Annotated in this window: 26 protein-coding genes; 6 read left to right on the top strand and 20 right to left on the bottom strand. The window is 69.1% G+C overall.

From position 1 onward, the window contains the following. The first annotated feature begins 73 nt into the window (after positions 1-73). From ABZY11_RS12310 to ABZY11_RS12320, 3 genes are read left to right on the top strand one after another with little or no spacing between them, the layout of a single operon-like run. A complete protein-coding gene (locus tag ABZY11_RS12310; protein WP_356479073.1) occupies positions 74-865 on the top strand; it encodes an ATP-binding cassette domain-containing protein in 792 nt (263 codons plus the stop codon). Further along, on the top strand, positions 865-1614 hold the full coding sequence (locus tag ABZY11_RS12315) for an ABC transporter permease (protein ID WP_356479074.1): 750 nt from the start codon (positions 865-867) through the stop codon (positions 1612-1614). Before ABZY11_RS12310 ends, ABZY11_RS12315 begins: the two co-directional genes overlap by 1 nt. Positions 1615-1623: 9 nt before the next feature. Further along, on the top strand, positions 1624-2211 hold the full coding sequence (locus tag ABZY11_RS12320; RefSeq protein ID WP_356479075.1) for a cob(I)yrinic acid a,c-diamide adenosyltransferase: 588 nt from the start codon (positions 1624-1626) through the stop codon (positions 2209-2211). Between the two features lie 52 nt (positions 2212-2263). On the opposite strand, the gene ABZY11_RS12325 is transcribed toward ABZY11_RS12320, so the two are convergent. After that, positions 2264-2806, bottom strand: coding sequence for a hypothetical protein (locus ABZY11_RS12325; protein WP_356479076.1), 543 nt, complete (start codon positions 2804-2806; stop codon positions 2264-2266). 151 nt (positions 2807-2957) lie between these two features. Between ABZY11_RS12325 and ABZY11_RS12330 the strand changes: the two genes are divergently transcribed. The 3 genes from ABZY11_RS12330 (at position 2958) to ABZY11_RS12340 (ending at position 6868) form a co-directional block, all read left to right on the top strand. Next, on the top strand, positions 2958-4154 hold the full coding sequence (locus ABZY11_RS12330) for a histidine kinase (protein WP_356479077.1): 1197 nt from the start codon (positions 2958-2960) through the stop codon (positions 4152-4154). After that, entirely contained in the window at positions 4151-4801 is a 651-nt protein-coding gene (locus tag ABZY11_RS12335) for a response regulator transcription factor (RefSeq protein ID WP_356479078.1), read from the top strand. Before ABZY11_RS12330 ends, ABZY11_RS12335 begins: the two co-directional genes overlap by 4 nt. A gap of 195 nt (positions 4802-4996) precedes the next feature. Continuing rightward, positions 4997-6868, top strand: a complete 1872-nt coding sequence (locus ABZY11_RS12340; protein WP_356479079.1) for a glycoside hydrolase family 18 chitinase — start codon at positions 4997-4999, stop codon at positions 6866-6868. 102 nt (positions 6869-6970) lie between these two features. On the opposite strand, the gene ABZY11_RS12345 is transcribed toward ABZY11_RS12340, so the two are convergent. The 19 genes from ABZY11_RS12345 to rho all read right to left on the bottom strand — a co-directional run bounded on the left by ABZY11_RS12345 (position 6971) and on the right by rho (position 25833). Beyond that, a complete protein-coding gene (locus ABZY11_RS12345; RefSeq protein ID WP_356479100.1) occupies positions 6971-7417 on the bottom strand; it encodes a DUF2550 domain-containing protein in 447 nt (148 codons plus the stop codon). Between the two features lie 141 nt (positions 7418-7558). Next, positions 7559-7933 carry a F0F1 ATP synthase subunit epsilon gene (locus ABZY11_RS12350; protein ID WP_093898532.1) on the bottom strand — a complete coding sequence of 125 codons (375 nt, stop codon included), beginning with the start codon at positions 7931-7933 and terminating at the stop codon, positions 7559-7561. A 110-nt stretch (positions 7934-8043) separates the two neighbouring features. Continuing rightward, on the bottom strand, positions 8044-9486 hold the full coding sequence (gene atpD / locus ABZY11_RS12355; protein WP_356479080.1) for a F0F1 ATP synthase subunit beta: 1443 nt from the start codon (positions 9484-9486) through the stop codon (positions 8044-8046). Further along, positions 9486-10400: a F0F1 ATP synthase subunit gamma gene (locus ABZY11_RS12360; RefSeq protein WP_356479081.1), complete on the bottom strand. Its 915-nt coding sequence runs from the start codon at positions 10398-10400 to the stop codon at positions 9486-9488. Before ABZY11_RS12360 ends, atpD begins: the two co-directional genes overlap by 1 nt. A 3-nt stretch (positions 10401-10403) precedes the next feature. After that, positions 10404-11975, bottom strand: coding sequence for a F0F1 ATP synthase subunit alpha (atpA, locus tag ABZY11_RS12365; protein ID WP_356479082.1), 1572 nt, complete (start codon positions 11973-11975; stop codon positions 10404-10406). A gap of 138 nt (positions 11976-12113) precedes the next feature. Then, positions 12114-12929 carry a F0F1 ATP synthase subunit delta gene (locus ABZY11_RS12370; RefSeq protein WP_356479083.1) on the bottom strand — a complete coding sequence of 272 codons (816 nt, stop codon included), beginning with the start codon at positions 12927-12929 and terminating at the stop codon, positions 12114-12116. Continuing rightward, positions 12926-13471, bottom strand: coding sequence for a F0F1 ATP synthase subunit B (locus ABZY11_RS12375; RefSeq protein WP_072483719.1), 546 nt, complete (start codon positions 13469-13471; stop codon positions 12926-12928). The genes ABZY11_RS12370 and ABZY11_RS12375 overlap by 4 nt, the downstream gene beginning before the upstream one ends. Positions 13472-13508: 37 nt before the next feature. After that, positions 13509-13742, bottom strand: a complete 234-nt coding sequence (locus ABZY11_RS12380; RefSeq protein WP_072483720.1) for a F0F1 ATP synthase subunit C — start codon at positions 13740-13742, stop codon at positions 13509-13511. Between the two features lie 72 nt (positions 13743-13814). Next, the gene (gene atpB / locus ABZY11_RS12385; protein WP_326770187.1) at positions 13815-14651 is read right to left on the bottom strand and encodes a F0F1 ATP synthase subunit A; all 837 of its coding nucleotides are present in this window, start codon (positions 14649-14651) and stop codon (positions 13815-13817) included. A gap of 210 nt (positions 14652-14861) precedes the next feature. Further along, positions 14862-15299 carry a hypothetical protein gene (locus tag ABZY11_RS12390; RefSeq protein WP_124716366.1) on the bottom strand — a complete coding sequence of 146 codons (438 nt, stop codon included), beginning with the start codon at positions 15297-15299 and terminating at the stop codon, positions 14862-14864. Positions 15300-15561: 262 nt separating this feature from the next. After that, positions 15562-16950 (bottom strand): MraY family glycosyltransferase, encoded by a 1389-nt coding sequence (locus ABZY11_RS12395; RefSeq protein ID WP_356479084.1) that lies wholly within the window; start codon positions 16948-16950, stop codon positions 15562-15564. Positions 16951-17071: 121 nt separating this feature from the next. Then, positions 17072-18337, bottom strand: a complete 1266-nt coding sequence (gene glyA / locus ABZY11_RS12400; RefSeq protein WP_356479085.1) for a serine hydroxymethyltransferase — start codon at positions 18335-18337, stop codon at positions 17072-17074. A gap of 160 nt (positions 18338-18497) precedes the next feature. Beyond that, a complete protein-coding gene (locus ABZY11_RS12405) occupies positions 18498-19139 on the bottom strand; it encodes a protein-tyrosine-phosphatase (RefSeq protein WP_356479086.1) in 642 nt (213 codons plus the stop codon). Beyond that, complete coding sequence (locus ABZY11_RS12410) at positions 19136-19783, bottom strand: L-threonylcarbamoyladenylate synthase (protein ID WP_356479087.1); 648 nt, start codon at positions 19781-19783, stop codon at positions 19136-19138. The genes ABZY11_RS12405 and ABZY11_RS12410 overlap by 4 nt, the downstream gene beginning before the upstream one ends. A 64-nt stretch (positions 19784-19847) precedes the next feature. Further along, on the bottom strand, positions 19848-20693 hold the full coding sequence (prmC, locus tag ABZY11_RS12415; RefSeq protein WP_326767849.1) for a peptide chain release factor N(5)-glutamine methyltransferase: 846 nt from the start codon (positions 20691-20693) through the stop codon (positions 19848-19850). Positions 20694-20733: 40 nt separating this feature from the next. Then, a complete protein-coding gene (gene prfA, locus ABZY11_RS12420; RefSeq protein WP_356479088.1) occupies positions 20734-21810 on the bottom strand; it encodes a peptide chain release factor 1 in 1077 nt (358 codons plus the stop codon). Between the two features lie 155 nt (positions 21811-21965). Beyond that, positions 21966-22190: a 50S ribosomal protein L31 gene (gene rpmE / locus ABZY11_RS12425; protein ID WP_019764351.1), complete on the bottom strand. Its 225-nt coding sequence runs from the start codon at positions 22188-22190 to the stop codon at positions 21966-21968. A gap of 142 nt (positions 22191-22332) precedes the next feature. Beyond that, positions 22333-23436 (bottom strand): LCP family protein, encoded by a 1104-nt coding sequence (locus ABZY11_RS12430; protein WP_356479089.1) that lies wholly within the window; start codon positions 23434-23436, stop codon positions 22333-22335. 375 nt (positions 23437-23811) lie between these two features. Continuing rightward, positions 23812-25833, bottom strand: coding sequence for a transcription termination factor Rho (rho, locus tag ABZY11_RS12435; protein ID WP_356479090.1), 2022 nt, complete (start codon positions 25831-25833; stop codon positions 23812-23814). Positions 25834-26202: the final 369 nt, after the last annotated feature.

Genomic DNA, 26202 nt, shown 5'->3' on the forward strand with positions numbered 1-26202 from the left:
TAGGGCCGGTGGGTGAGCCGATGAAAAATTGGAGTCATTGCATTTTTTAAGCGACTCTGTTTTTGTGGTCGCTATGCCAATCATCAGTACGGCCGGGCTCGCCCGGACCTTCGACAGCGGGCACGGGCCGGTCCACGCCGTCCGGTCCGTCGATCTGACGGTCGCCGAGGGCGAGATCGTCGGCCTGCTCGGCCCCAACGGGGCGGGCAAGACCACCACTTTGCGGATGCTGACCACGCTGCTCGCCCCCACCGGCGGCGCGGCAACCGTCGCCGGGCACGACCTGGCCGACGACCCCGCCGAGGTCCGTGCGAAGTGCGGATACGTCGCCCAGTCCGGCGGCGTCGACCCGCATCTGACCGTGCGGGAGGAGCTGGTCACCCAGGGGCGGCTGTACCGGCTGAGCAGGGCGGACGCGAGCGCGCGGGCGGCGGAACTGGCCCGCGGGCTCGGCCTCGACGATCTGCTCGACCGGAAGGCGGTCACGCTCTCGGGCGGTCAGCGCCGCCGTCTGGACATCGCGATGGGCATCGTCCACCGCCCGCCCGTCCTCTTCCTCGACGAGCCCACCACCGGCCTCGACCCGGGCAGCCGCACCGGCCTGTGGGAGCTGGTGCGCGGGCTGCGCGACGACTTCGGCACCACGGTCGTCCTCACCACCCACTACCTCGACGAGGCGGACGCGCTCGCCGACCGGCTGATCGTGATCGACCGGGGCGTGGTCGTGGCCGAGGGCACCCCGGCCGCACTGAGGGCCGAGTACGCCGGCTCCCCCGCCGCCTCGCTCCAGGACACCTTCCTCGCGATCACCGGCCGCGCCGCCGCGCCCGCCGCTGCCGCACCCCTCTCCGTACAAGGGCTCTGATGCTGCTTCACGACACCGCGCTCGTCTTCGGACGGTACGCCCGCCAGACCCTGCGCTCCCGCTTCCAGATGCTCTTCGGCGTACTGATGCCGCTGCTGTATCTGCTCTTCTTCGGCCCACTCCTCGACGGTCTGCCGCTCGGCTCGTCCGGCGACTCCTGGCAGGTCCTGATCCCCGGACTGCTGCTTCAACTTGCCCTGTTCGGCGCCTCGTTCGCCGGATTCTCGATCATCGTCGAGAAGTCCACGGGAGTGCTGGAGCGGATGCGGGTGACACCGGTCAGCAGACTGGCGCTGCTGCTCGGCCGGGTGCTGCGCGACGCCCTGCTCTTCATGCTCCAGGCGGTGCTGCTGGTGCTGGCCGCCCTGGTCATGGGCCTGCGCGCGCCGCTGCCCGGGGTGCTGATCGGCTTCGCGTTCGTCGGTCTGCTCACGGTCGCGCTGGCGTCGCTGTCCTACGCGCTGGCCATGAAGGTCGCGACGCCGCAGGAGTTCGGACCCGTCATCAACGCGGTGACCATGCCGGCGATGCTGCTCTCCGGTCTGATGCTGCCGATGACACTGGGACCGGCGTGGCTGGACATCACGTCGCGCTTCACACCACTGCGCTATCTCGTGGACGCGGTGCGGGACGCGTACGTGGGCTCGTACGCCACCTCGCACATGCTGTACGGGGCAGTGGTGGCGGTCGCCTTCGCGGTCGCGGCCGTGGCGGTGGGCGCCCGGGTGTTTCGTCGAGTGGGGCACTAGCCTTGCAGCATGGTCAATCTGACACGTATCTACACGCGCACCGGCGATCAGGGCACCACCGCCCTCGGCGACATGAGCCGGACCGCCAAGACCGATCTGCGGATCTCCGCGTACGCGGACACCAATGAGGCCAACGCCGTCATCGGTACCGCGATCGCGCTCGGCCAGCTCCCCGAGGACGTCGTGAAGGTCCTCGTCCGTGTGCAGAACGACCTGTTCGACGTGGGCGCGGATCTCTCGACCCCGGTCGTCAAGGACCCGGCGCTTCTAAAGAAAATGGCCCCGCCGCTGCGGGTGGAGCAGAGCTACGTCGACAAGCTGGAGGCGGACTGCGACCACTTCCTGGAGCAGCTGGAGAAGCTGCGCAGCTTCATCCTGCCGGGCGGCACGCCCGGGGCGGCGCTGCTGCACCAGGCGTGCACGGTGGTCCGGCGCGCGGAGCGGTCCACCTGGGCGGCGCTGGAGGTGCACGGCGACGTGATGAACGCGCTGACCGCCACGTATCTCAACCGGCTCTCCGACCTGCTGTTCATCCTCGCGCGGACGGCGAACAAGGAGGTCGGCGACGTGCTGTGGGTGCCGGGCGGCGAGCGGTAACCACCGCGTACGAAGACGCCGGACGGGTGCGGGCCGCTGCCCGTCCGGCCGCTCAGCGCCCGGCCGGCTCGCGTTTCGGGAACAGCGTGTAGCTCCCCGCGATGACCACGTTGAGCCCGATCACGAACAGCATCTTCTGCTGCCACGCCTGGAGCGACGACACATCGCCGTCCCCGCCCACGTACCAAACGGCCGCCTGGAGCAGCGCCAGCGCGGTCACCGCCGCGACCGTCCAGCGCCCGGCGACCTTCCACTCGTGCACCGCGCGCGCCAGGCCGTACTTCGGCGGCCGCACCGGCGGCGGCCCGCCCGCGAAGCGGTGGGCGACCCGGGCGTCGACCCAGCGGATCGTGGAGTGGCCGAGCCCCACCGTGAAGCCGATGTAGACCGCGGCGAGCCCGTGCTTCCAGTCGGGCTGCGCCCCGTTCTTCAGGTCGATGGCCGTCACCACCAGCAGCACGACCTCCAGCAGCGGCTCGCACAGCAGCACGGCCGCGCCCAGCCTCGGCTTCTTCGCCGGGTACCGCAGCGCGAGCCCCGCGGCCAGCAGCACCCAGAAGGCGACTTCACAGAGCACGATCAGCGTGACGATCACAGCACTTCTCCTTCCCGTCGCCTCCAGCCTCCCGGCCGCGACGCCCGGAAACGTCGTCGGCAGTGACGAACCGTGACTGCATACTTCGATGTACTCGTGCCTCGCCCCCGGTAAGGAGGTCCGGCCGCGGGCCGCCGTGTTGGATAGGAGGGTGATCTCCCTCGCCCGGCCGCACCGCCACGACGTGCTCCTGGCCGCCCTCGGTCTCTTCGGCGGCCTCGTCCTGTGGGCGCTCGGCCTGTACATCCAGGGCGAACGGACCTTCGTCGCCCCATGGGTCTCCCTGCTGCCGCTCGCCGTCGTCTCGGGGCTCGAACTGGTACGCAGGACCGCCCCGCAGACGGCCCTGGTCATCGGAACCCTCGCGCTGGTCGCGGACCAGTTCACGGTCGGGAACCTCGCGACGGTCCTGATGTTCACGGATCTCATGTACGCGGCCGTGCTGTACGGGACACCGTCCGCCGCCCGCCGCATCCCGGTGACCACGTTCCTGATCACGGTCGGGATCACCATCGGATTCCTGGCCTGGTTCCGCAACCCGCAAGCACTGCTGATCGGCCTCGTCACCGCCATGGTGTCGTTCCTGCCCGCCATCACCGGGGTCAGCGTCCGCAACCACCGGGACGCCGCCGAGGCCGCCCGGCTGCGCGCCGACCAGACCGCGCTGCTGGCCGAGATGGACCGGACCCAGGCGGTGACCGCCGAGCGCACCCGGATGGCCCGCGAGCTGCACGACATGGTGGCCAACCACCTCTCGGCGATCGCCATCCACTCCACCGCCGCGCTCTCCATCGACGACCCGGACACCTCCCGCGACGCGCTCGGGGTGATCCGGGAGAACAGCGTCGACGGCCTCGCCGAGATGCGCCGGCTGATCGGGCTGCTGCGCACCGGCGGCGGCGCCCTGGAACCGGCCGCGTCCCCCACCCTCGCCTCGCTGGACGCACTGGTCGAGCAGACCCGTACGAGCGCCGCGCCGAGCGGCCTGAGCTGCGCGTTCGAGGACACCCGGGGCGAACGCGGCCCGCTTGCCGCGCCGGTCGAGCTGGCCGCGTACCGGATCGTCCAGGAGTCCCTGACGAACGCGCTCAAGCATGCCGCGCCCGGTCCGGTCACGGTGCGGCTCGGGCAGTCCGGGCAGCTGCTCACGGTGGAGGTCAGCAGTGTGCTCGGGGACCGCCCCGTGCCGCGCGCCCCCGGTTCGGGGGCCGGTCTGGTGGGGATGCGGGAGCGGGTGGCGCTGCTGGGCGGCACGATCGAGGCCGGTCCGTCGAGCGCCGCCGGCGGTACGAAGATCTGGCGGGTACGGGCCGAACTGCCCGTGGAGGAAGGGGCGTCGAGGACATGACGATCCGGGTTGTGGTCGCCGAGGACCAGTCGGCCGTCCGGGCGGGGCTGGTGCTCATTCTGCGCAGCGCCCCCGACATCGAGGTCGTGGGCGAGGCCGGGGACGGCGAGGAGGCGGTGCGGCTGGCCCGGGAACTCGGGCCGGATCTGGTGCTGATGGATATTCAGATGCCGCGGCTGGACGGGGTGTCGGCGACCGCGCAGGTGGTGGCCGAACGGCTCGCGGACGTACTGGTGCTGACCACGTTCGATCTGGACGAGTACGTCTTCGGGGCGCTGCGGGCGGGGGCCGCGGGCTTCCTGCTGAAGAACACCGACGCGCGCGATCTGCTCGAAGCTGTACGCACGGTGGCCCGGGGTGAGGGGCTGATCGCCCCGGCGGTGACGCGCCGTCTGATCGCCGAGTTCGCCGGAACCACTCCCGTACGGCCGGCGAACGCGCCCGACTCCTCGGTGCTCGACGCGCTCACCCGGCGGGAGCGGGAGGTGCTGGGCTGCCTCGGCGAGGGGTTGTCGAACGCCGAGATCGCGCTCCGGCTCTCCATGGCGGAGGCGACGGTGAAGACCCATGTGAGCAGATTGCTGGGCAAGCTGGGGCTGCGCAGCCGGGTCCAGGCGGCCGTACTCGCACAGGAATTGGGCGTCTGAGGTTTAGGGCCTGTCCGGCGGATCAGGCCCTAGTCACGAACTTTGGTCCAGACCTCTTGACGATTGGTCCAGACCTTCCTAATCTCACCGAGCACACTGCGGTGAGCACGCCATGACAAGGCGGGCTCAGGGCGGCGCAGGGTTTGCAGTCCACGGACCACCCCCGTTTGTCCGGACCTCACCCGAGGAGCACCGTTGAGCACTGAAACCCCCCTACGCCGGACCCGATTCAGACTCGGGTCCGGAAGAGCCACCAGATCCAGAGCGGTCGCGGGCCTCACCGCGCTGCTGCTTCCCCTCGCCGCGATGGTCGGCCTGGCCTCCCCCGCCGAGGCCGCCACCTCGGCGACCGCCTCCTTCGTCAAGAAGTCCGACTGGGGCAGCGGCTTCGAGGGCCAGTGGACGGTGAAGAACACCGGCACCACCGCCCTGTCCTCCTGGACCATCGAGTGGGACTTCCCCTCCGGCACCGCGGTCGGCTCCGCCTGGGACGCCACCGTCACCAGCTCCGGAACCCACTGGACCGCCAAGAACCTCGGCTGGAACGGCTCGGTCGCCCCCGGCGCCTCCGTCAGCTTCGGCTTCAACGGCACCGGCCCCGGCGCCCCCACCGGCTGCAAGCTGAACGGCGCCTCCTGCGACGGCGGCAGCGTCCCCGGCAACAACGCCCCCTCGGCACCGGGCACCCCCACCGCGAGCGGCGTCACCGACACCTCCGCCAAGCTGAGCTGGACCGCGGCAACCGACGACAACGGCATCAAGAACTACGACGTGCTGCGGGACGGCGCGGTCGTCTCGACGGTCACCGGTACGACGTACACCGACTCCGGCCTCAAGGCCGGCACCGACTACTCGTACACCGTGCAGGCCCGTGACACCGCCGGCCAGACCGGCCCGGTCAGCGGCGCGGTCAAGGTCCGCACCACCGGCGGTGGCGGCAACCCCGACCCCGGCGGCAAGGTCAACCTCGGTTACTTCACCGACTGGGGCGTCTACGGCCGGAATTACCACGTCAAGAACCTGGACACCTCGGGTTCCGCCGCGAAGATCACGCACATCAACTACGCCTTCGGCAACGTCCAGGGCGGCAAGTGCACGATCGGTGACTCCTACGCCGACTACGACATGGCGTACACCGCCGACAAGTCCGTCGACGGCGTCGCCGACACCTGGGACCAGCCACTGCGCGGCAGCTTCAACCAGCTGCGCAAGCTCAAGGCGAAGTACCCGCACATCAAGGTCCTGTGGTCCTTCGGCGGCTGGACCTGGTCCGGTGGCTTCGGTGAGGCCGCGAAGAACCCGGCCGCGTTCGCCGACTCCTGCTACAAGCTGGTGGAGGACCCCCGTTGGGCCGATGTCTTCGACGGCATCGACATCGACTGGGAGTACCCCAACGCCTGCGGGCTGACCTGCGACACCAGCGGCCCGGCCGCGCTGAAGGGCCTCACCACGGCGCTGCGCTCGAAGTTCGGCAGCAACAACCTGGTGACCGCCGCCATCACCGCCGACGGCTCCGACGGCGGCAAGATCGACGCCGCCGACTACGCCGGCGCCGCCCAGTCCCTGGACTGGTACAACGTGATGACGTACGACTTCTTCGGCGCCTGGGCAGCCAAGGGCCCGACCGCCCCGCACTCCCCGCTCACCTCGTACGACGGCATCCCGCAGGCCGGCTTCAACTCCGCCGACGCCATCGCCAAGCTGAAGGCCCAGGGCGTCCCCGCCTCCAAGCTCCTGCTCGGCATCGGCTTCTACGGCCGCGGTTGGACCGGTGTCACCCAGGACGCACCCGGCGGCACCGCCACCGGCGCCGCCCCCGGCACGTACGAGGCCGGCATCGAGGACTACAAGGTCCTCAAGACCAGCTGCCCGGCCACCGGCACCGTCGCCGGCACCGCGTACGCCAAATGCGGCACCAACTGGTGGAGCTACGACACCCCCGCCACCATCACGTCCAAGATGAGCTGGGCGAAGAGCCAGGGCCTGGGAGGCGCGTTCTTCTGGGAGTTCAGCGGCGACACCGCCAACGGTGAACTCGTCGGCGCCATCAGCAGCGGCCTGAAGTAACCCCCACGGTCTGGAGCAACCCCCCACCAGCACCGAGCAACACCCCGAAAACAACCGGGGAGACGGGTCCGCCCCCCGTCTCCCCGGTTCTTTTCTCAGACGCTAAGCCACATTGACCCGCTGGCCGGGCGGCGCCGCCTCCAGCCAGGCCAGGAATCCGGTCAGCGCGTCCTCGCTCATGGCCAGCTCCAGGCGGGTCTCCCGGTGGAGACAGCCGAGCACCACGGCGTCGGACAGGAGCGCCAGCTCCTCCTCGCCCTCGGGCAGCCGCCGGGCGACCACCTCGATCGCGGAACGCTCCAGGACCCGGCGCGGGCGAGGCGCGTACGAGAAGACCCGGAACCAGTCGATCCGGTCCTCGCTGTACCGGGCGACCCCGTACACCCAGCCCTTGCCGGAGATATCGGGCTCCTCCGGCACGTTCCATCGCAGGCTGCAGTCGAAGGTCCCGCCGGAACGCTGAATCAGCCGCCGGCGCAGACCGAAGACGAAGAGTCCAATCAAAACCAGTGCGACGACCAGCCCGCCCACCCACAGCGCGAGGAACATCTCCACCGACCTCCTCGCGTCGTCGAGTAACGGATACCGCCAGAACTACAACCGCACCTGCATCGCCTCAGCCGCGGCACGGTCTGGAGTGGTCTCCAGCTCGGGCCGCGGCTGAGGGTAAAGCTATGTTGTCGCGGTGCGCTAGCGCACCGCCACCGCACGCAGTCGAACTTCGGCGCGCCGCTCGGAAGCAGCGTCCGTGTCCGACTTCGCGCGCTCCAGCGCACGCTCGGCGCGCTGGACATCGATCTCGTCCGCCAGCTCCGCGATCTCCGCGAGCAGCGAGAGCTTGTCGTCCGCGAACGAGATGAAACCGCCGTGCACAGCGGCGACCACGGTGCCGCCATCGCTCGTACGGATCGTCACCGGGCCCGATTCCAGCACACCCAGAAGCGGCTGGTGACCGGGCATGACGCCGATGTCGCCGGACGTGGTGCGCGCGACGACCAGGGTGGCCTCGCCGGACCAGACACTGCGGTCCGCGGCGACCAGCTCGACGTGCAGCTCAGCAGCCAAGGGTGGCTCCTCGGGTCACCACCCGGCCGTTCGAGCCGGGTGTTGGGTCAATTCTAAGGGGCGTGGTGAGGGGGACGGGACACGCCCGCCCCCCTCGGTGAGCCATGGGCTCAGGAGACGCCGAGCTCCTTGGCGTTGGCCTTGAGGTCCTCGATGCCACCGCACATGAAGAACGCCTGCTCGGGGAAGTGGTCGTACTCCCCGTCGCAGATCGCGTTGAACGCGGCGATCGACTCGTCGAGCGGCACGTCCGAACCGTCCACGCCGGTGAACTGCTTGGCGACGTGGGTGTTCTGCGACAGGAAGCGCTCGACACGACGGGCACGGTGGACAACGAGCTTGTCCTCCTCGCCCAGCTCGTCGATACCGAGGATCGCGATGATGTCCTGGAGGTCCTTGTACTTCTGGAGGATCCCCTTGACGCGCATGGCGGCCGAGTAGTGGTCCTCCGCGATGTAACGCGGGTCCAGGATCCGGGACGTGGAGTCCAGCGGGTCCACGGCCGGGTAGATGCCCTTCTCGGAGATCGGACGGGAGAGAACCGTCGTCGCGTCGAGGTGGGCGAAGGTGGTGGCCGGAGCCGGGTCGGTCAGGTCGTCCGCGGGGACGTAGATCGCCTGCATCGAGGTGATCGAGTGACCACGGGTCGACGTGATGCGCTCCTGCAGCAGACCCATCTCGTCGGCCAGGTTCGGCTGGTAACCCACCGCGGACGGCATACGGCCGAGCAGGGTGGACACCTCGGAGCCGGCCTGGGTGTACCGGAAGATGTTGTCGATGAAGAAGAGCACGTCCTGCTTCTGCACATCGCGGAAGTACTCCGCCATGGTCAGACCGGCCAGCGCGACGCGAAGACGCGTGCCCGGCGGCTCGTCCATCTGACCGAAGACAAGCGCCGTCTTGTCGATGACGCCCGAGTCGGCCATTTCCTCGATGAGGTCGTTGCCCTCACGGGTGCGCTCGCCGACACCGGCGAACACCGACACACCGTCGTGGTTGTTGGCCACGCGGTAGATCATTTCCTGGATCAGAACGGTCTTGCCGACACCGGCACCACCGAACAGACCGATCTTTCCACCCTTGACGTACGGGGTGAGAAGGTCGATGACCTTGACGCCGGTCTCGAACATCTCGGTCTTGGACTCGAGCTGGTCGAAGTTGGGCGCCTTGCGGTGGATCGGCCAGCGCTCGGTGACCTCGGCCTCGGCCTCGGGCTTGTTGAGGATCTCGCCGAGGGTGTTGAACACCTTGCCCTTGGTGATGTCACCGACGGGGACCGTGATGCCGGTGCCCGTGTCGGTCACCGGGGCCTGGCGGACCAGACCGTCGGTGGGCTGCATCGAGATCGCGCGGACCAGGCCGTCGCCGAGGTGCTGTGCGACCTCAAGGGTCAGCTTCTTGAGCTTGCCGTCCTCGGCCGGGTCGGCCACCTGGACGGTCAGCGCGTTGTAGATCTCCGGCATCGCGTCGACGGGGAACTCCACGTCGACGACCGGGCCGATGACCCGGGCGACGCGGCCCGTGGCAACGGCCGTCTCAACTGTGGTGGTCATTACTTGTCACTCCCCGCGGTCGCGTCGGCCAGCGCACTGGCACCACCGACGATCTCGCTGATTTCCTGGGTGATTTCGGCCTGGCGGGCCGCGTTGGCAAGCCGGGAGAGCGTCTTGATGAGCTCACCGGCGTTGTCGGTGGCCGACTTCATCGCGCGGCGGCGGGCAGCGTGCTCGGAAGCAGCGGCCTGCAGCAGCGCGTTGTAGATCCGGCTCTCGACGTACCGCGGAAGCAGGGCGTCGAGGACGTCCTCCGCCGACGGCTCGAAGTCGAACAGCGGCAGGATCTCGCCCTTGCCGTCCTCGTTCTTCGTGGCATCGAGGCTGAGCGGCAGCATCCGGTCGTCGACCGGGTTCTGCGTCATCATCGACACGAACTCCGTGAAGACGATGTGCAGCTCGTCCACGCCGCCGTCGGCGGTCTCCTGGGTGACCGCTTCGATCAGCGGGGCCGCGGCCCGCTTCGCATCCGCGTACGTCGGGCTGTCGGTGAAGCCCGTCCACGAATCCGCGAGCTTGCGCTCACGGAAGCCGTAGTAGGCAACACCCTTGCGGCCGATCACATACGTGACGACCTCCTTGCCCTCGCCCCGGAGCCGCTCGGTCAGTCGCTCCGCGGCCTTGATGGCGTTGGAGGAGTAACCGCCGGCCAGACCGCGGTCGCTCGTGATGAGCAGGATCGCGGCCCGTGCCGGGGTCTCGGCCTCGGTGGTCAGCGGGTGCTTGGTGGTGGAGCCGGTCGCCACCGCGGTCACCGCACGGGTGAGCTCGGTCGCGTACGGCGTCGACGCCGCCACCTGGCGCTGCGCCTTGACGATGCGCGAGGCGGCGATCATCTCCATCGCCTTGGTGATCTTCTTCGTGGCGGTGACGGAGCGAATGCGGCGCTTGTAAACGCGAAGCTGAGCGCCCATCGATCAGCCCTCGCCCAGGAGCTTGCCGTCCGAGGTCTCGAACTGCTGCTTGAAGGCGGCGACCGCGTCGGCGACCGACTGCAGCGTGTCGTCGGACATCTTGGCGCCCTCGGCGATGCTGGTCAGGAGGTCCTTGCGCTCGCGGCGCAGGTACTCCAGCAGCTCGCTCTCGAAGCGACGGATGTCCTCGACCGGGACTTCGTCCATCTTGCCGGTGGTGCCGGCCCAGATGGAGACGACCTGCTCCTCGACCGGGTACGGAGAGTACTGCGGCTGCTTCAGCAGCTCGACCATGCGCTTACCGCGCTCAAGCGACGCCTTCGAGGCCGCGTCCAGGTCGGAACCGAAGGCGGCGAACGCCTCCAGCTCGCGGTACTGGGCGAGGTCGACACGGAGACGGCCGGAGACCTGGCGCATCGCCTTGTGCTGGGCGGAGCCACCGACGCGGGAGACCGAGATACCGACGTTCAGGGCCGGACGCTGGCCGGCGTTGAACAGGTCGGACTCCAGGAAGCACTGGCCGTCGGTGATGGAGATGACGTTGGTCGGGATGAACGCCGACACGTCGTTCGCCTTGGTCTCGACGATCGGGAGGCCCGTCATCGAACCGGCGCCCATCTCGTCGGAGAGCTTCGCGCAGCGCTCCAGCAGACGCGAGTGGAGGTAGAAGACGTCGCCCGGGTAGGCCTCACGGCCCGGCGGACGGCGCAGCAGAAGCGACACGGCGCGGTAGGCGTCGGCCTGCTTCGAGAGGTCGTCGAAGATGATCAGGACGTGCTTGCCCTGGTACATCCAGTGCTGGCCGATGGCCGAACCGGTGTACGGCGCCAGGTACTTGAAGCCGGCCGGGTCGGACGCCGGGGCGGCGACGATGGTCGTGTACTCGAGCGCGCCGGCCTCTTCGAGGGCACCGCGCACGGAGGCGATGGTGGAGCCCTTCTGACCGATGGCGACGTAGATGCAGCGCACCTGCTTGTTCACGTCGCCCGAGCGCCAGTTGTCGCGCTGGTTGATGATCGTGTCGACGGCCAGAGCGGTCTTACCCGTCTGACGGTCACCAATGATCAGCTGACGCTGGCCGCGGCCGATCGGCACCATGGCGTCGACGGCCTTGTAGCCGGTCTGCATCGGCTCGTGCACCGACTTACGGACCATGACGCCAGGGGCCTGCAGCTCGAGGGCGCGGCGGCTGTCGGTCGCGATCTCGCCGAGACCGTCGATCGGGTTGCCGAGCGGGTCGACGACGCGGCCGAGGTAACCCTCGCCGACGCCGACGGAGAGCACCTCACCGGTGCGCTGCACCGGCTGGCCCTCTTCGATGCCGCTGAACTCGCCGAGGACGATCGCACCGATCTCGCGCTCCTCAAGGTTGAGGGCGAGACCGAGGGTGCCGTCCTCGAACTTCAGCAGCTCGTTCGCCATGGCCGAGGGAAGACCCTCGACCTTCGCGATGCCGTCGCCGGCAACGCTGACCGTACCGACCTCCTCGCGCGAGGCCGCGTCCGGCTTGTACGACTGGACAAAGTTCTCCAGCGCGTCCCGGATCTCCTCCGGCCGGATCGTGAGCTCCGCCATCTGGGTTCCCTGCTCTCCTTGTTGGGCCCGAAGTTTCTTAAGGGGGTCTGGGGGCCGACCCCCAGGAATCTTCTGCAATTTCTGCACGGCCCAACCGGGCCGCTGGTCTTGCTCTGTTCTGTTGCTGCGCCGCGCCGGTCAGCCGGCCATACGACGGGTCGCCTCTTCGAGGCGCTCCGAGATGGTGCCGTTGATGACCTCGTCACCGACCCGCACCACGATCCCGCCGAGGACCGTGGGGTCCACATCGAGATTCAGGTGCATCGGGCGGCCGTAGATCTTCGCCAGCGCGGCGCCGAGGCGCTGCTTCTGCCGATCGCTGAGCGGCACTGCCGAGGTGACCACGGCGACCATGCGCTCCCGGCGCTCCGCGGCCAGCTTGGAGAGGGACTCGATTCCCTCTTCCAGGCTACGTCCACGCGGCTGGGTGACAAGACGCGTGATGACGCGCTCGGTGGCGGGCCGTGTCTTGCCGCCGAGCAGGCTGTGCAGCAGCTGCCCCTTGGCGGACGCGGACGCGGACCGGTTGGTGAGCGCGGCGCGCAGCTCCTTGTCGGAGGCGACGATCCGGCCGAACCGGAACAGCTCGTCCTCGACGTCGTCGAGGTCTCCGCTGCGCTGGGCGGCGGTGAGGTCTGCGGTGTTCGCCAGTTCCTCGACCGAGTCGACCAGGTCACGCGACTGCGACCAGCGGGAGCGGACCATGCCGGAGATCAGGTCGACGGTCTCGCCGCCCACCTGACCGCGCAGCAGTCGTCCGGCCAGCTCCGCCCTGGCCTCGCCGGGCTGCGACGGGTCGGTCAGGACCCGCCGCAGTGAGACCTCGCGCTGGAGCAGCGCCGTTACGGCGGCCAGCTCCTCGGCGAGCTTCGCCGCGTCGACCGACGTGTTGTCGGTCAGCGCGTCGAGCGACTCGCGTGCGGCAGCCAGTGCCTCGCGGCTCGCGCCGTTCATCGGACAGCCTCGGCCTTCGCCTCGAGCTCGTCGAGGAAACGGTCGACGGTGCCGCTCTGCCGTGCGTGGTCCTCAAGGGACTCGCCGACGAGCTTGCCGGCCAGGTCGGTGGCGAGCTTGCCCACGTCCTGACGCAGCGCGGAGGCCGCGGCCTTGCGGTCGGCCTCGATCTGGGCGTGGCCGGCAGCGATGATCTCCTCGCGCTGCCGCTGGCCTTCCGCCCGCATCTCCTGCAGGATCACGGCGCCCTGCTCCTGCGCCTCCTGGCGCAGGCGCGCGGCTTCGTGGCGGGCCTCGGCGAGCTGAGCCTTGTACTGCTCAAGCACGCTCTGGGCCTCGGTCTGGGCCGCATCGGCCTTCTCGATACCGCCTTCGATGGCCTCGCGGCGCTCTTCCAGAACCTTGTTGATGTTCGGGAGGAGCTTCTTGGCGAGGAAGCCGAAGACGATGACAAAGGCGATGAAGCCAATGACGAGCTCAGGGATCGGCGGGACGAGCGGGTTTTCCGGCTTCTCCGCCGCGAGCTGAACCAGAGGGTTCACGTCAGTGCCTTCCGTCGAATGGTCTGTACGCGACCAGTCAGGAGGTCGGGTAGACGAACGGCATGACCAGACCGATCAGGGCGAGCGCCTCACAGAAGGCGAAGCCGAGGATCTGGTTGGCGCGGATCAGGCCGGCAGCCTCGGGCTGACGGGCGAGAGCCTGGGTGCCGTTACCGAAGATGATGCCGACGCCGACGCCGGGGCCGATGGCGGACAGGCCATAACCGACGGAGCTGAGGGAACCGGTGACGGCGGCAAGGGTCTGGGACATGCCAGTTCTTCCTTCTCTTTCACGGACCGGCGGGGGTTGGCCACCGGACGACTGGGGGTATGGGAGGCGCGATCAGTGGTGCTCGGCGACAGCGCCCTGGATGAAGGTGCACGCCAGGAGCACGAAGACGTACGCCTGAACAGCCTGGATGAAGAGCTCGAAGGCCGTCATCACGATGACCATCACGAACGAGACGCCCGCATAGGCGATACCGATGCCGTTGAGCAGGTACCAGCTGGCGATGGTGAAGAGCAGCAGCAGCGTGTGACCGGCGAACATGTTCGCGAAGAGTCGGACCGCGTGCGTGAAGGGCCGGACCAGGACGTTCGAGAAGAACTCGATGACCATGATCAGCGGCAGAACCCCGCCGAGCGACTTGTCGTAGCCCGTCAGGTTCTTGAGGCCGCCGACGAAGCCGTGCCTCTTGAAGGTGACGCTCATCCAGAGGACGTAGACGATCAAGGCCAGAGCGGCCGGGTACGCGATGATCGACGTCACCGGGAACTGGGCGAGCGGGATGATCGACCAGAGGTTCATCATCCACACGAAGAAGAAGATCGACACCATCAGCGGGACGTACTTCTCGCCCTCGCGCTTGCCGAGCGTCTCGTAGACGATCCCCCGGCGGACGAAGTCGTAGCCGGCCTCCGCGACCATCTGCAGCTTGCCCGGAACGACCTTCGGCTTACGGAAGGCGGCCCAGAAGAAGCCGACGATGATGACCGTACCGAGGAGCGCCAGCAGCATCGTCTTGTTGAAGTAGATGTTGCTGTCCGCGTCACCGAAGATCGGCTCGAACAGGAAAGAGTGCAAGCCGGGACCCGGGAAACCACAACCGTCGAAGATGTGGCAATCGGTCTCGAAGGCGAGCACCTGTGTCGGGTCAGCACTCACCGCGGGCTCCTTCAGCGTGGCGCATAGGTACGGCAACCTCGTTGTGTCGGCGCGGCGCGCAGCCGCGGTTCGGCACTGGACTGGTGTTACGGATGTGTGAGCGGCAGTCAGGCATTGAGCCTCGCGATCGAGCAGGCGTCAGCTCACATGCCCGCGCCCGCAGTGCCGCAGTTGGAACCGGACGATAGCAGGGTCTTGAACCCGCACTTATCCCGCCCCTACCCTTCACGACTTCGAGCCCGTGTTCTTGGGCTTTTCCGCCTTGTCGGACTCGGGTTCGACGTAAAGGATCTTGGCCTTCATGTGTGCACGCGTCTGTGCGCCGATCCACACGAGGGTCATCGCGACCAGCGTGATCGCGAACGCCTTCGGGTTGAACATCGTCGTGTTCTTGAAGGCGGCAACAAAGATGAACAGAAGGAGAAGCTGAGTCGTGTACAGCATCAGCCCCATCGCCTGGAACAGATGGGGCAGGGACCGCGCGGTCCGTTGCAGGACCAGCAGTCCGATCCCCATGAAGAGGATCACCACGATCGTCGCAACGCCCGCGCCAAGGGCTCCCTTGCCACCGGCGACACCAGCACTGACGGCGACGGCAACAGCACCGGCGACAGCGGTGGGTACGGCGGCTTGAAGGAGAGTCCGGGCGTCGTTGGACGGCATGGCGGCAGCTCCGCTTGCAGGGGGTGGGCAGTGTGTCGTCATGGACGAGCGTAGGCCCGGTCCGAGTCGATGCCTCGGGCCAATGGACCGTGCTACTCAGGCCCTTCGGCTCCGTCACCGGGCTTCGTGAACGGTATCACAAACTATTTGATGAGGTCTTTACCAAGAAAGTGTGCTTACTGTCACACGTGAGAGTGAATTCGCGCATGTGAGCAAGACAACTCGATTTGTTGTCAGGTATTGACCCTTGATGACCGAATTCTCAGCGTGCGGATTCAGCCCTGTCTCTGTCCGAAAAACGCGAACGGGGGCCGATAGCGGTCGCCCCGTTGACGCCGGAGACTCCCACGACGACCGGGGTGCGCTCCTGTGACTCGGCCCCCTTCTGTCCCATCCGGGTTTCCAGGGGCGCCTGTTGGGCCTCGGACTCCGACGAGGCTTCCGCCTCGGGAGCACCGCCCTTGCCCCGGCGCCTGCGGCGATAGCGAGGCGGTACGAAGCGTTCCGCCCAGTACGGGGCCCGCGGGGTGAAGCGGGGCATCAGCAGCAGCACGAGACCCAGCGTGCTCATCCCCATGATCACCAGCACGATCCACAGGGACGCCGAGTGCACCGAGTAGCCGACCGCCCCGAAGGCGATCAGGGCCGACCAGAAATACATGATCAGCACGGACCTGCTGTGCGAATGGCCGATCTCCAGCAGCCGGTGGTGCAGATGGCCGCGGTCCGCCGCGAACGGCGACTGGCCGTTCCAGGTCCGGCGCACGATCGCCAGCACCAGGTCGGCGGTCGGGACCGCGATGATCGTCAGCGGCAGCAGCAGCGGGATGAAGACCGGCAGCATCGCGTGGGTGGCCTCGCGCTCGCTGCCGGCGAAGAGCCTCATCGTGTCCGGGTCGACCCGGCCCGTCACGGAGATCGCTCCGGCCGCGAGCACCAGGCCGATCAGCATCGAACCCGAGTCGCCCATGAAGATCCGCGCGGGATGCATGTTGTGCGGGAGGAAGCCCAGGCACATGCCCATCAGGATCGCCATGAAGAGCGTCGCCGGGGCCGCCGCCTCGATCATGTGCCCGTACCAGAGCCGGTATGTGTACAGGAAGAACGCGGCGGAGGCGATGCACACCATGCCAGCCGCGAGACCGTCCAGACCGTCGACGAAGTTGACCGCGTTGATGGTGATGACGACCAGGGCGACCGTGAGCAGCGTGCCCTGCCACTGGGTGAGCGCGACGGTGCCGACGCCGGGGATCGGCAGCCACAGGATCGTGAGGCCCTGGATGACCATGACCGCGGCGGCGATCATCTGCCCGCCGAGCTTGATCAGGGCGTCGATCTCGAACTTGTCGTCCAGGACACCGATCAGCCAGATCAGCGCGGCGCCGGAGAGCAGCGCCCGCGGCTCGTTGGAGAGCTGGAAGACCCAGTCGAGGTTGTGGAGATGGGCCGCGACGATCAGTCCGGCGCACAGCCCGCCGAACATGGCGATGCCACCGAGCCTCGGTGTCGGTTCTCGGTGGACGTCACGCGCACGGATCGCGGGCATCGCCCCGATCGCGATGGCGAACTTACGCACCGGACCGGTCAGCAGATAGGTCACCGCGGCCGTGACACAGAGCGTCAGCAGGTAATCACGCACGGGCTGCCCCATAGATTTTCGCCGGCCATCTCAGCCCACACCTTAAACCGTCCGGCTGGGCGGGACGGCCGCGCTGCGTCGGCCTCATGACTGAGGACACAACGCTCGGGCCGATCGGTTGCACACCCCGGGGCTACCCCGGATAGGGCGGATACCGCTCCGCCAGTTCCCGCACCTCGGCGCGGATGTCGCCCTCCTCACGCACCGCCATTCCGAAGAGCACCGCGAGCCTGGCCATGTCGGCGTCGTTCATGCCCTGGGTGGTGACGGCCGCGGTACCGAGCCTGATGCCCCGGGCGTCCCCGTACGGCAGCGCGCAGGTGTCCAGCACCAGGCCGGCCTGGGCCAGCCGGGCGCGGGCGGTCCGTCCGTCGACGCCCAGCGGGGCCGGGTCCGCGACGATCAGGTGGGTGTCCGTGCCGCCCGTGGTGACCTCGAAGCCCTCCTCCTCCAGTCCGGCCGCCAGCACCCTGGCATGGGCCACCACCCGATGCGCGTACGCCGTGAACGCCGGGGTGGCCGCCTCCCCGAACGCGACGGCCTTCGCGGCGACGGTGTGCATCTGGGCACCGCCCTGGGTGAACGGGAAGACCGCCCGGTCGATCCGCTCCGCCAGCTCCGCACCGCACAGGATCATCCCGCCGCGCGGCCCGCGCAGCACCTTGTGCGTGGTCGCGCAGACCACATCGGCGTACGGCACCGGGTTGGGTGCCGCTCCCCCGGCGATCAGTCCCATCGGATGCGCGGAATCGGCGATGAGATACGCGCCCACCTCGTCGGCGATCTCCCGGAACAGCTCGTAGTCGGGATGGCGGGGGTACGAGATCGAGCCGCTCACGATCGCCTTGGGGCGGTGGGCACGGGCCAGGGCGCGCACCTGTTCGTAGTCGATCAGGCCGCTCTCCGAGTCCACCCCGTAGCCGACGAACTCGAACCAGCGGCCGGAGAAGTTGGCGGGCGAACCATGGGTGAGGTGTCCGCCGTACGGGAGTCCCATCGCGAGCACCGTGTCACCGGGGCGGAGCAGGGCGGCGTACGCGGCGAGGACCGCTGAGGAACCGGAGTGCGCCTGGACGTTGGCGTGCTCGGCGCCGAAGAGCGAGGTGGCGCGGCCACAGGCGATGCGTTCGGCGGCGTCGGCCTGCTCGCAGCCGCCGTGGTGGCGGGCGCCGGGATAGCCCTCGGCGTACTTGTTGGCGAGCGGGGAGCCGAGGGCGGCGAGGACCGCGGGCGAGGTGAAGTTCTCGGCGGCGGTCAGCTGCACGGTGCTGGACTCGCGGTGCAGCTCCCCCAGCAGCACGGCGGCGATCTCCGGATCCTCCCGGAGCAGGGCGTCGAAGTCCTGCGGCAGGGCGGTCCCGGGGGCGGAGGGCGGTGCGGCTGGAGTGGTGACCGGCATCGATGTGCTCCGGACCTGGGGAGGGGTGCGCTGGCGTCAGGTCCAATGTAGGCCCGCGACGGGCCTCCTGCCTGCTGTGCGGCGCCGTCGTGCACCCGTTGGGCCCTGCCGTACCCGGACGGTGCGTACGCCCGTCAGAGTGGCGCGGACGGCATGCCCGTCAGTGCTGTACGGGTACGCCGGTCAGGGCGGTGACGACCGGGTCGAGGGCCTGGTTGATCTCGTCGCCGATGGAGCGGAAGAACGTGATCGGGGCGCCGTACGGGTCGTACACCTCGTCCGCCTCGGCGGTGGGGGCCAGCAGCCAGCCGCGCAGCGCGGCCGCGGCGCGGACCAGTGCGCGGGCGCGCTCGACGACGCCCTCGTCCCGCGGGTCGGGCAGCGTGGCGGGGTCTATCGCCCGGACCAGCCGGGTGAATTCCTTGAGGGTGAAGGTCCGCAGGCCGGCCGAGTGACCCATCGAGATCACCTGCGCGCGGTGGTCGCGGGTGGCGGTGAGCACCAGGTCGGCGCGGATCACGTGCTCGTCGAGCAGTTCCCGGCCGACGAAGCCGGTGGTGTCGGCGCCGAAGTCGGCGAGGACGGTCTCGGCGTTGGCCTCCATGGGGGCGCCCTCGTGGCCCCAGGTGCCCGCGCTCTCCACGATCAGTCCGCCGCTGAGCGGATCGCCGAGGCGGTCCACCAGGGCATGGCGGGTCAGCCGCTCGGTGATCGGTGAGCGGCAGACGTTGCCGGTGCTGACGTGGAGGATGCGGAAAGAGTCGGACCGCCCCGCTATGCCACGCCCCTCAGGGGCGGTCAATTGGCCACCTCGAGGTCGGGTACCACCTTGCGGAGCTCCTCGACGGAGAGCGCGCCGGCCCGCAGCAGCACGGGGACCTTGCCGGTCACGTCGACGATCGACGAGGGCACGATGCCGGGCGTCGGGCCGCCGTCCAGGTAGACGGAGACGGAGTCGCCGAGCATCTCCTGGGCGGAGTCGCAGTCCTCGGGCGCCGGGTGGCCCGTGAGGTTGGCGCTGGAGACGGCCATCGGGCCGACCTCCGTGAGCAGTTCGATGGCGACCGGGTGCAGCGGCATCCGGATGGCGACGGTGCCGCGGGTGTCCCCGAGGTCCCACTGGAGCGACGGCTGGTGCTTGGCGACGAGCGTGAGGGCGCCGGGCCAGAAGGCGTCGACGAGTTCCCAGGCCTGTTCGGAGAAGTCGGTGACCAGGCCGTGCAGGGTGTTCGGGGAGCCGATCAGGACGGGGGTCGGCATGTTGCGGCCGCGGCCCTTGGCCTCCAGCAGGTCGGCGACGCCCTCGGAGCTGAAGGCGTCGGCACCGAGGCCGTACACGGTGTCGGTGGGCAGCACGACCAGTTCGCCGCGGCGGACGGCCGACGCGGCCTCACGCAGACCCGTCGTACGGTCGGTCGCGTCGTTGCAGTCGTATCGCCGTGCCATCAGCCGGCCTCCTCAAGCATGTACGGGTATGACGGGTACGGGTCGTGCGGGTGGTGGCCGCCGGTCACGGCATGGCCTTGCGGGCCGTGGCGAACCGGGGCCGGTTGTTCAGGTCGGGGTGGTCGGCCGCGTCCGCCCAGCCGCGCTCCTCGGTGAAGATCCACGGCACCTGGCCGCCCTGGGTGTCGGCGTGCTCGATGACGACGAGGCCGCCGGGGCGCAGCAGGCGGTGTGCGGTGCGCTCGATGCCGCGGATGGTGTCGAGGCCGTCCTCGCCGGAGAAGAGGGCCATCTCCGGGTCGTGGTCGCGGGCCTCGGGTGCCACGTACTCCCATTCGGTGAGCGGGATGTACGGCGGGTTGGAGATGACCAGGTCGACCTGGCCGTCCAGTTCGGGGAGGGCGGTCAGCGCGTCTCCCTGATGGACGGTGACCCGGGATCCGTCGGCGTTCTTCCTGGTCCACTCGATGGCGTCGTCGGACAGCTCGACCGCGTGCACGCGCGAGCGCGGCACCTCCTGGGCCATGGCCAGGGCGATGGCGCCCGATCCGCTGCACAGGTCGACGACGGTCGGCTCCACGACGTCCATCGCGCGCACGGCGTCTATCGCCCAGCCGACGACCGATTCGGTCTCCGGGCGGGGAACGAACACACCGGGTCCTACCTGGAGCTCCAGGTAGCGGAAGAAGGCGCGGCCGGTGATGTGCTGGAGCGGTTCGCGGGCCTCGCGGCGGGCGATGGCCTCCCAGTAGCGGGCGTCGAAGTCCGCGTCCGGCACCCGGTGCAGCTCGCCCCGCTTGACGCCGTGCACGAACGCGGCGAGTTCCTCCGCGTCGAATCGCGGCGAGGGCACACCGGCGTCGGCCAGCCGCTGGGTGGCCTGGGCCACCTCGGCGAGCAGCAGGTTCATCGCGGTTCTCCGTACGGTTTACGGGTGGGGCGGGCTTTGCTTACGCGGCGGCGAGCTTGGCTGCGGAGTCGGCGTCGACGCACGCCTGGATCACGGAATCCAGGTCGCCGTCGAGCACCTGGTCCAAGTTGTACGCCTTGAAGCCGACGCGGTGGTCCGAGATGCGGTTTTCCGGGAAGTTGTACGTACGGATCTTCTCGGAACGGTCGACCGTACGCACCTGGCTGCGACGTACGTCCGAGGCTTCCTGCTCGGCGGCTTCCTGGGCGGCCGCGAGCAGTCGCGACCGCAGGATGCGCATGGCCTGCTCCTTGTTCTGGAGCTGGCTCTTCTCGTTCTGGCAGGAGGCGACGACGCCGGTCGGCAGGTGGGTGATGCGGACCGCCGAGTCCGTGGTGTTGACGGACTGGCCGCCGGGGCCCGAGGAGCGGTAGACGTCGATACGGAGGTCGTTGGCGTGGATCTCGACGTCGACCTCCTCGGCCTCGGGCGTGACGAGCACACCGGCTGCGGAGGTGTGGATGCGGCCCTGCGACTCGGTGGACGGCACCCGCTGCACGCGGTGCACCCCGCCCTCGTACTTCAGCCGGGCCCACACCCCCTGGCCGGGCTCGGTGGCGCCGTTGCCGCCCTTGGTCTTCACGGCGACCTGGACGTCCTTGTAGCCGCCGAGCTCGGACTCGGTGGAGTCGATGATCTCGGTCTTCCAGCCGACGCGCTCGGCGTAGCGCAGGTACATGCGCAGCAGATCGCCGGCGAACAGGGCGGACTCGTCGCCGCCCGCGCCGGCCTTGATCTCCAGGAGCACGTCCTTGTCGTCGCTCGGGTCGCGCGGGACCAGGAGGAGGCGGAGCTTCTCGGTGAGCTCCTCGCGCTGCTTCTCCAGCTCCTTGACCTCGGCGGCGAAGTCGGGGTCGTCGGCGGCGAGCTCGCGGGCCGTCTCGATGTCGTCCCCGGTCTGCTTCCAGGAGCGGTACGTCGCGACGATCGGGGTCAGCTCGGCGTAGCGCTTGTTGAGCTTCCGCGCGTTGGCCTGGTCGGCGTGGACCGCCGGGTCAGCGAGCTTCTTCTCCAGATCGGTCTGTTCGCCGATCAGTTCCTCGACCGCCTCGAACATCTTCGGGCTCCTGGTTTCTTCACTCGTGCGTGCCTGCTGGACGGCGAGATGCCGGCCGGGCGGGGATACGGAACGGGGCCGCGTACCCCCGGCCGGAAAAAACGCCGGTCCCGACGCCCCCGGAAGAGGGCGCCAGGAACCGGCGCAGTGGCTCGCTACTTGCTGGCGGAGCCGGCGGCCTTGCCGAAGCGGGCCTCGAAGCGGGCCACGCGGCCACCGGTGTCGAGGATCTTCTGCTTGCCCGTGTAGAACGGGTGGCACTCGGAGCAGACGTCGGCGCGGATGGTGCCGCCGTCGATGGTGCTCCGGGTCGTGAACGACGCGCCACAGGTGCAGCTGACCTGCGTCTCGACGTACTCGGGGTGGATGTCGCGCTTCAAGGGTTTCTCCTAGGTTCGGGAGGGCGCCGGGTCGTACGCGCGGATTGCGCGTCCGTGAACCGGGGCCGACGTACCAGTCTGCCAGGACCGGCCGTATCTCCCAAAACCGGGGGCGGGCCGCAACTATTCCCGGCCCGCCCGGTCACCGCACGACGCCGCCCGCGGCGCCCTTGTCGCCCGCCGACTTCTCGGTGGCGGAGGCGGGGATCGCCTTGTCCTGGGCGAGCGCGGCCCATACCTGCCGGGCGGAATCCTCCAGCGGCACGACGCGGTTCGGGTCGGCCGGGTCGTACTGGACGGGCAGGGTGACCATGTGAATGTCCTTCGAGGCGAGCCCCTTGAGGCCGTTGGCGAAGGACGTGAGTTCCGTGACCGAGCTCAGGTCGGAGTCGGTGGTGATGGTCTTGGTGGCCGTGTCCGCGAGGTCGAACAGGGTCTTCGGGTTCGAGAACACCCCGACGCTCCTGGCCTGTTCCATCAGCGCCTTCATGAACGCCTGCTGGAGCTGGATGCGGCCGAGGTCGCTGCCGTCGCCGACGCTCTTGCGGGTACGGACGAGGCCCAGCGACTGCTCGCCGTCGAGGGTGTGGGTGCCGGGTTCGAGCTTCAGATGGCTCTTGGGGTCGTCGATCGCCTCGGTGGTGGTGATCTCCACGCCGCCCAGCTCGTCGATGAGCTTCTTGAAGCCGGTGAAGTCGACTTCGAGGTAGTGGTCCATGCGGATGCCGGACATGGACTCGACGGTCTTGACCGCGCAGGCCGGTCCGCCGACCTCGTACGCCGTGTTGAACATCGCGCGCTGCTGGCCCGCGACGGTCTGCCCGGTCGTGTCGCTGGCGCAGTCGGGGCGGGTGATGAGGGTGTCGCGCGGGATGGAGACGACGGAGGCCGTCCTGTGGCCCTTGTTGATGTGCAGGACCATCGCGGTGTCGGAGCGGGCCGTTCCCTCGTCGGCGCCGTACTCGGAGTTCGCGCCGGACCGGGAGTCCGAACCGAGCACCAGGATGTCCTGGGAGCCGTTGTCGATGTTGTCGGGGCGGTCCTTGCCGAGCGCGGCGTTGATGTCGACGGCCTTGAGATTGCCGTTGAGCTTGACGTAGGCGTATCCCAGTCCGGCACCACCGACGACCACCGCACCGGCCAGGGTCCAGGCGGCGATCACTGTCGCCCGGCGGCGACGGGAGGGCTTCTTCCGGCGCTTGCCGGTGGGGCGTATCCGGCCGCCGCTCCCGTTCTGCTCGGTCATGGGTCTCCTTCGGTCGTCAGCTTCCCCGGCTACCCCCAGCAGCGGTGTTCGGGCACTGGACTGTCGGCTCGTCGGTACTGCGTACGACGCCGTGGCACGAAGAAGGGTTGCACAGCCACCTGTTGCTTCCGCGTGAGGACAAAACGGGCACCCGGCGCAGTTGAACAGCCGGTGATTCCGCGCTCACCTGCGGTTTCTTGCCCGGTACAGGCATCGCGACGGTGGCCGGTGGCACGTCCGGCATGTGGCAAAGGTCTCGGATCGGCCACGGGCGCCGGGTCGGCTGCGTCACATTCGCCCGGCCCACGGCACAGGGCCGCCCCCGGCACCGAAGTGACGGGGGCGGCCCTGTGATTCAGCCGGTCCGGTACGACGTCAGTCGTTGCCGTTGCCCGGGGCCGGCGTCGTCTTCTGGATCTGGAGCAGGAACTCCGCGTTGGACTGGGTCTTCTTCATCCGGTCAAGGAGGAGCTCGATCGCCTGCTGCTGGTCGAGCGCGTGCAGCACCCGGCGGAGCTTCCAGACAATCGCCAACTCCTCGCTGCCCAGCAGGATTTCCTCCTTGCGGGTGCTGGACGCGTCGACGTCCACCGCCGGGAAGATGCGCTTGTCCGAGAGCTTCCGGTCGAGCTTGAGCTCCATGTTGCCGGTGCCCTTGAACTCCTCGAAGATCACCTCGTCCATGCGCGAGCCGGTCTCGACGAGCGCGGTGGCCAGGATGGTCAGCGAACCGCCGTCCTCGATGTTGCGCGCGGCACCGAAGAAGCGCTTCGGCGGGTACAGCGCGGTCGAGTCGACACCACCGGACAGGATGCGGCCGGAGGCGGGGGCCGCGAGGTTGTACGCACGGCCGAGGCGGGTGATGGAGTCCAGCAGGACGACCACGTCGTGACCCAGCTCGACGAGACGCTTGGCGCGCTCGATGGCCAGCTCGGCGACGGTGGTGTGGTCCTCGGCGGGACGGTCGAAGGTCGAGGAGATGACCTCGCCCTTCACCGACCGCTGCATGTCGGTGACCTCTTCCGGACGCTCGTCGACCAGGACGACCATCAGGTGGCACTCGGGGCTGTTGACGGTGATCGCGTTGGCGATCGCCTGCAGGATCATGGTCTTGCCGGTCTTCGGCGGGGCCACGATCAGGCCTCGCTGGCCCTTGCCGATGGGAGCGACCAGGTCGATGATCCGCGTCGTCAGGACATTGGAGTCGGTCTCCAGACGGAGCCGGTCCTGCGGGTAGAGCGGGGTCAGCTTCTGGAACTCCGGGCGGCCGCGGCCGGTTTCGGGCGCCATGCCGTTCACCGAGTCGAGGCGGACCAGGGCGTTGAACTTCTCCCGGCGCTCGCCGTCCTTGGGCTGGCGCACCGCACCGGTGACGTGGTCACCCTTGCGCAGGCCGTTCTTGCGGACCTGGGCGAGCGAGACATACACGTCGTTCGGGCCCGGCAGGTAGCCGGAGGTCCGGATGAACGCGTAGTTGTCGAGGATGTCCAGGATGCCCGCGACGGGGATCAGGACGTCGTCGTCGGAGACCGGGACCTCGTTGGCGAAGTCCTCGCGGCCACGACGGCCACGGCGGTCGCGGTAGCGGCCGCGACGGCCGCGACGGCCGCCCGCCTCATCGTCGTACCCGTCGTCCTGCGGGCCGCCGCCCTGCTGGCCCTGGCGCTGCTGGCGCTGGCCGCCCTGCTGGCCCTGGCCACCACCCTGCTCGTCGCCCTTGCCCCTGCGGTCGCGCTGACGGTCGCGGCGCTCCCCGCGCTCGCCGCGCTCCTGGCGGTCGCCCCGATCGCCGCGCTGACCGCGGTCCTGACGGTCGCCGCGGCGGCCCTCGGCCGTGTCGGCGGCGGCTTCGGCCTTGGCGTCGGCGCGGTCCTCGCCCTTGGGCTCGGTCTGCGTGTCCGTCTTGGCCTCGGCGGTCTTGGTCTCCGCCTTGGTCTCCGGGCTGCCCGCCTGCGCGGTCGCACGGCGCCGACGGCGCTCGCCCGCGGGCTGGTCGTCGCTGGCCGGCTGGCCGGGGATGTCGATCTGCTGCTGGGCCGCGGCCTTCTCGGCGGGCGCGGCGGCGGCGGACTCGTCCCCGGTGCGCGCCTTGGAGGTGGCGCGGCGCTTCGGCTTGGTCTCGGACGTCGCGGCGGGCGCGGCGGCCTTGGGCGCAGCGGAGCTACCGGCCTGCGCCTCCTTGATGACCTCGATCAGCTGGCCCTTGCGCATCCGCGCAGTGCCCTTGATGCCGAGGCCGGACGCGACCTGCTGCAGCTCGGCCAGGACCATGCCGTCAAGGCCGGTGCCGGAGCGGCGGCGCCGTGCGGTGGTGCCAGTGGCAGCACCTTCGGCGGGCGCAGCGCTGTCGACGCTCTTGTCGGCAGTCACGCCCATCAGATCGGTGGTGTCGCTCACGAAGGGTCCTTCCCTGGAGCGGACGTCGGCCTTCTGGCTCGGCGACCGGTTGTGCTGTCCGACTGCGGTCTTTTTCTTGCGGACCGTGCCGGGGCGGTGGTCCGCCGGGTACGGCGGAGAGATGAAGGTGTGCAAGGGCCCGGCGCGAGCATCCCCCTGCTCGGCCCACTCCTGGACAAGCGAGGGGTGTCGTGCCGGTTCCGGAGCGTGCACGAAACTGCTCAGGCAGGCTGCTCAGGCAGTTGGGGAGGCTCCCGGAAGAATTGGTGGTCCCGGAAAGGGACACGAAGCAACGCGCCACATAGACGTCGGTTGCAGACTTGAGGTTAACACTACCGGCTCCAACAAACATTCCCCCTCTCACTCACC

The sequence above is a fragment of the Streptomyces sp. NPDC006510 genome, assembly GCF_040611955.1.
GTDB lineage: Bacteria > Actinomycetota > Actinomycetes > Streptomycetales > Streptomycetaceae > Streptomyces.

Bases quoted from the DNA above. Each gene is read 5' to 3' on its own strand.
- ABZY11_RS12310 (WP_356479073.1), top strand. From the start codon at position 74: ATGCCAATCATCAGTACGGCCGGGCTCGCCCGGACCTTCGACAGCGGG.
- ABZY11_RS12315 (WP_356479074.1), top strand. From the start codon at position 865: ATGCTGCTTCACGACACCGCGCTCGTCTTCGGACGGTACGCCCGCCAG.
- ABZY11_RS12320 (WP_356479075.1), top strand. From the start codon at position 1,624: ATGGTCAATCTGACACGTATCTACACGCGCACCGGCGATCAGGGCACC.
- ABZY11_RS12335 (WP_356479078.1), top strand. From the start codon at position 4,151: ATGACGATCCGGGTTGTGGTCGCCGAGGACCAGTCGGCCGTCCGGGCG.
- ABZY11_RS12345 (WP_356479100.1), bottom strand. From the start codon at position 7,417: ATGTTCCTCGCGCTGTGGGTGGGCGGGCTGGTCGTCGCACTGGTTTTG.
- atpD (WP_356479080.1), bottom strand. From the start codon at position 9,486: ATGACCACCACAGTTGAGACGGCCGTTGCCACGGGCCGCGTCGCCCGG.
- ABZY11_RS12360 (WP_356479081.1), bottom strand. From the start codon at position 10,400: ATGGGCGCTCAGCTTCGCGTTTACAAGCGCCGCATTCGCTCCGTCACC.
- atpA (WP_356479082.1), bottom strand. From the start codon at position 11,975: ATGGCGGAGCTCACGATCCGGCCGGAGGAGATCCGGGACGCGCTGGAG.
- ABZY11_RS12370 (WP_356479083.1), bottom strand. From the start codon at position 12,929: ATGAACGGCGCGAGCCGCGAGGCACTGGCTGCCGCACGCGAGTCGCTC.
- ABZY11_RS12380 (WP_072483720.1), bottom strand. From the start codon at position 13,742: ATGTCCCAGACCCTTGCCGCCGTCACCGGTTCCCTCAGCTCCGTCGGT.
- ABZY11_RS12390 (WP_124716366.1), bottom strand. From the start codon at position 15,299: ATGCCGTCCAACGACGCCCGGACTCTCCTTCAAGCCGCCGTACCCACC.
- ABZY11_RS12395 (WP_356479084.1), bottom strand. From the start codon at position 16,950: ATGGGGCAGCCCGTGCGTGATTACCTGCTGACGCTCTGTGTCACGGCC.
- glyA (WP_356479085.1), bottom strand. From the start codon at position 18,337: ATGCCGGTCACCACTCCAGCCGCACCGCCCTCCGCCCCCGGGACCGCC.
- ABZY11_RS12410 (WP_356479087.1), bottom strand. From the start codon at position 19,783: ATGGCACGGCGATACGACTGCAACGACGCGACCGACCGTACGACGGGT.
- prmC (WP_326767849.1), bottom strand. From the start codon at position 20,693: ATGAACCTGCTGCTCGCCGAGGTGGCCCAGGCCACCCAGCGGCTGGCC.
- prfA (WP_356479088.1), bottom strand. From the start codon at position 21,810: ATGTTCGAGGCGGTCGAGGAACTGATCGGCGAACAGACCGATCTGGAG.
- ABZY11_RS12430 (WP_356479089.1), bottom strand. From the start codon at position 23,436: ATGACCGAGCAGAACGGGAGCGGCGGCCGGATACGCCCCACCGGCAAG.